Source organism: Halobacteriovorax sp. XZX-3 (genome assembly GCF_043196495.1).
GTDB lineage: Bacteria > Bdellovibrionota > Bacteriovoracia > Bacteriovoracales > Bacteriovoracaceae > Halobacteriovorax_A.
On the sequence record NZ_JBEBMO010000012.1, the window covers coordinates 1 to 2,196 of the forward strand.

A 2,196-nucleotide genomic window follows, 5' to 3' on the forward strand; every position below is an offset into this window, starting at 1 on the left:
ACCTTCCCACCCATTGCAATCACAGATGAACAGGAATAGCTCCATACCATCGACCCTTAGTAGTCTGGATTGCAACCCATAAAAAACCCCGCCATTGAGCGGGGCTTTCTTTTTCTGCATCACACTAACTTGCGTCGTATGTCCAGATGTTAAAGTCAGCGGTATAACCAGTCACTACCACTTCAACCACAGCACGCTTGCCGTGGGTTACTACATACTGAGTGTTGTCAGCTAATGCGCCATCAACTAAGTCCACCCCGTTTACTTGTAGCTGTACAGTCGCACCACCTAGCGCGTCCGTGTACAGAGCTGATGCAGACCAGTTCGCGCCCTGCGCTAACGGGAATGTACCATTACCTGTTACTAACATATCTACCTCCTATATAGGTTCACTGGTGAGTATACTACAATATCGGGGGAGGTGTTCAATATGAACAAGTACGCGAAAGTAACTTTCAGAGCGTCCATCATTCTGTGGACAATAGTGTTCCTGTTGATGTGTACGTCAGGATGTTCTGCGCTAACCGGACTAGCAACAGATGCCGCGATTGGCGCGGTAGCAAAAGATGACCCGCTGTTAGGAATCGACACAGAGATTGTGGCAGGTGACAAGCAGGGGATTAAGTCTGGACCCGACACCAAGTTGGATGATGTCGAGGTCAATGGTAATCTAACCACCAGCACTATCGGACGCAAGACCGATGTGTCAGGTACTACGGATACCTTAACCATTAATGAAGGAGTCCCGTTCTGGTGGGTACTGGTCGGGATGTCAGTGATGCTACTGCTCGGATTGTTTATCCCGCAGTTCAAACTTACAAGGAAATAGTTATGGCGAAGAAAGTACAGATGACTACTTACAAGTGTGAAGTGTGCCGTCACGAGGAGGAACACAAAACTGAGAAGCGCAACCCGATGTATCGTGATTGCCCTGAGTGTAACACCCGTGTCGGAATGAAAGCGATTAGCCCGTTCACCAGTATCAACATCAAGCGATACGGAACGGACACTGAACCTAGCAAGTACGAGATTATCAAGAACAGACCTAAAGGTGGTAACTTCTAATGAAAGACCTAATCCGAACCCCGATTATTACGTCGGGGCTTATCACTAACCCAATTGGTTCAATGATTGGCGCAGGTAATGGTGGTGGCGGTGGCGACCCACTTGCCATCATCGACGTGATTGCTGATGCGTCCGGTCCTATCGAACAGCGTGGCGGTACAATTGAACTGGCACCTAATGCCTCGTTCACTGGTACGCCTGCGTTCGCTGTCAGCACAGATGTACCTAGTGGTGACTATACTCACTCATTCCAACTGGACTCGCGTAACGCGATTGCCTTCGACATTATCCCTGCGGTAGCAGCAGCACTTGAACTGACTGGTGACTTCACCATCGAGTTCTGGGCTAAGTGGGACAGTGGCAACACGGCAGCGTTCCAACGTTTCTTCAACGAACGCGATGACAACAATGAGTACATCCGTATCCAATCCTACACTGGCTCGATTGCCACACCTCGTGTGAGCAATGGTACATCCTTCAATGGTCAGAACATGGGTAACTCCGATGTTTGGAACCACATCTGTTTCGAGCGCCAAGGTTCGAACATGCGCCAATACCGTGGCGGTACTTCCGTCGCTTTTGGTAGCTGGTCAGCAGCAACCTTCACTCTCGCTAACTCAGCATTCACTGACCGTATGGCAGTAGGTTACAACTACGGCTCAGGTGGTAACGCAGATAACACTGGTGTGCCTTGCTTGATGGTAGGTCTGCGCATCTACAACTTCGCCAAGTACGAAGGCACGAACTTCACCCCAGTCTAGGAGGGACTATGTTACTCACACCGGAGTTGAAGAAGGAACGCTGGGAAGCGGCATACGCAGGAGAGATTCACGTACCCAAGGACATGAACCGTGCAACGGCTGCATTGTTCTGGGAGAAGCGACATGAGGCACGTACCATTGAGCGCGGTAAGTACCCCGTGTTCAACTTGAGTATGCGTGACCATGACGACACGCTTTCTTTCCCGCAGCTTTACTTCCAGTGTGATAGTGACTACGAAGCAGCAATGGTAATCCTAGGTAGCTGGGAACATTGGCAGCGACTCTGCGAAGCTAAATGGTTTGCAGAGAAGCTTGCTTTGTGGCAAGAAGAAAAGGCTCAACGCGATATTGCTCACGGGCGTGCTAAGAT

At 50.0% G+C, this 2,196-nt stretch carries 4 protein-coding genes and 1 pseudogene; 4 read left to right on the forward strand and 1 reads right to left on the reverse strand.

The features are described 5' to 3' along the window. Positions 1 to 124: 124 nt before the first annotated feature. Entirely contained in the window at positions 125 to 370 is a 246-nt protein-coding gene (locus tag ABMA70_RS15915) for a hypothetical protein (protein WP_015968670.1), read from the reverse strand. A gap of 60 nt (positions 371 to 430) precedes the next feature. On the opposite strand from ABMA70_RS15915, the gene ABMA70_RS15920 reads away from it, so the two are divergent. The 4 genes and pseudogenes from ABMA70_RS15920 to ABMA70_RS15935 form a co-directional block, all read left to right on the forward strand. Continuing rightward, a complete protein-coding gene (locus tag ABMA70_RS15920; protein ID WP_015968671.1) occupies positions 431 to 829 on the forward strand; it encodes a hypothetical protein in 399 nt (132 codons plus the stop codon). 2 nt (positions 830 to 831) lie between these two features. Further along, the gene (locus ABMA70_RS15925; protein ID WP_015968672.1) at positions 832 to 1,065 is read left to right on the forward strand and encodes a hypothetical protein; all 234 of its coding nucleotides are present in this window, start codon (positions 832 to 834) and stop codon (positions 1,063 to 1,065) included. Continuing rightward, entirely contained in the window at positions 1,065 to 1,826 is a 762-nt protein-coding gene (locus ABMA70_RS15930; protein WP_392994189.1) for a LamG-like jellyroll fold domain-containing protein, read from the forward strand. Before ABMA70_RS15925 ends, ABMA70_RS15930 begins: the two co-directional genes overlap by 1 nt. Positions 1,827 to 1,834: 8 nt before the next feature. Continuing rightward, positions 1,835 to 2,196 (forward strand): annotated as a pseudogene (locus ABMA70_RS15935) (hypothetical protein); the annotation flags it as partial.